The 1,402-nt window shown below is 55.3% G+C and carries 1 protein-coding gene; it reads left to right on the top strand.

The features are described 5' to 3' along the window. The first annotated feature begins 165 nt into the window (after positions 1-165). Positions 166-1,383: an IS4 family transposase gene (locus tag CLV58_RS27875; protein ID WP_106141121.1), complete on the top strand. Its 1,218-nt coding sequence runs from the start codon at positions 166-168 to the stop codon at positions 1,381-1,383. Positions 1,384-1,402 lie beyond the last annotated feature (19 nt).

A 1,402-nucleotide genomic window follows, 5' to 3' on the forward strand; every position in this document is an offset into this window, starting at 1 on the left:
GGCTAATCTTGTAGGGGTTTTGAAAACGAGTAAATTTGGTGACACAACCCCCAACAAAATGAGTGAATTCAGTCAGATGACACGCTTTCGGCCTCAGGTAAAAAAAGTCTGGATCGGGCCTTTGACCTGGCGCTCGCCAAAACCGGCCTCTCGTTTTCCCAAACCATGGGACCTACTTTCCGCCAGACCATAGCGGGCTTGTTTGCCCATCAGACCATGAACGAATCGGTCATGCTGGAAGGCCACTTGCAGGCTACCCTACAGCGGGCACAGGCCAGTGAGGGCGAGTATTTGGTGGCCGCTCAGGATACCACCTATTACAACTACAGCACCCATCAGGCCATGACCGGACTGGGCACTATACAGGGGGGTATTAAAGGGGTTATGCAGCATAACGTACTGTTAATGACCCAGACAGGGCAACCCCTAGGCTTGCTCGATCAGCAATACTGGAGCCGCCAGGGGGACAAGCCATTTGTGGGCAAAGAGAGTCAAAAGTGGACCAATGGACTGGCTGCCGTCAATCAACACCTGGGCCAGTCAGCCAAGCCAGTGGTGGTCGTCCAGGACCGGGAAGCGGATATATTTGCGTTTTTCACCGCCCAACGGGCCGCATCGGTCGCCTTGCTGGTGCGGGTCCATCAGCCCCGCCAGCTGGAACTGATCGCCAGCGGTCAGCGACGCAAACTAACCGAGTTGGTGGCCCATTTACCGGTCATGGGCCACCATCAGGTGGAGGTGCTGCGCCAGCACAAAGTGGTCCGACTACGGTTGAGTTTACAAGCTTGTCAGGTTCACGTGTGGCCCCACAAAGATCGTAATCCGGCCAAGCACAAAAGCCCGCCGTTGTGGGTAGTGATTGCCCGGGAGATCGGGGCTGTCAACGAGCAAGGACTCGACGTGTTTGACAGCCGCCAAGCCGCGGAGTGGTTTTTACTAAGCAGTTTAGGGGTTGAGACGGAGTCCGATGCCCAGCGGCTAGTTGGTTTTTACAGCCTTCGCTGGCGGATCGAACGCTTCCACTACGTGCTCAAGTCGGGGGCCTTACAGGTAGAAAAGATGCAGTTTGATGACCTCCAGACGATGCTCAATGCCTTAGCGTTTTATTCGGTGGTGGGCTGGCAACTACTGCGTATGACTTACTGGGTGCGTGCTCAACCAGACGCATCGGCCGTTAGCTACTTTACGGAAAGCGAGGTTGGTTTGCTGGCCCGGTTGAGTAAGGGCCCCGTCACGACAATTTCTCAGGCTGCGCTGGCGCTGGGGCGATTAGTGGGCTTTGCCCCCTGCCGCAAGCAGCCACTGCCTGGTCTCAGGGTGTTGAGTCAGGCAGTGGAGCGTTTTTATTTCATCAAACTAGGTTATGGACTCAATCCGAATTAAAACCCCTACAAGATTAGCC

The sequence above is a fragment of the Spirosoma oryzae genome, from assembly GCF_003002825.1.
GTDB lineage: Bacteria > Bacteroidota > Bacteroidia > Cytophagales > Spirosomataceae > Spirosoma > Spirosoma oryzae.

Coding starts and splice junctions, on each gene's coding strand:
- CLV58_RS27875 (WP_106141121.1), top strand. CDS start 166: ATGGGACCTACTTTCCGCCAGACCATAGCGGGCTTGTTTGCCCATCAG.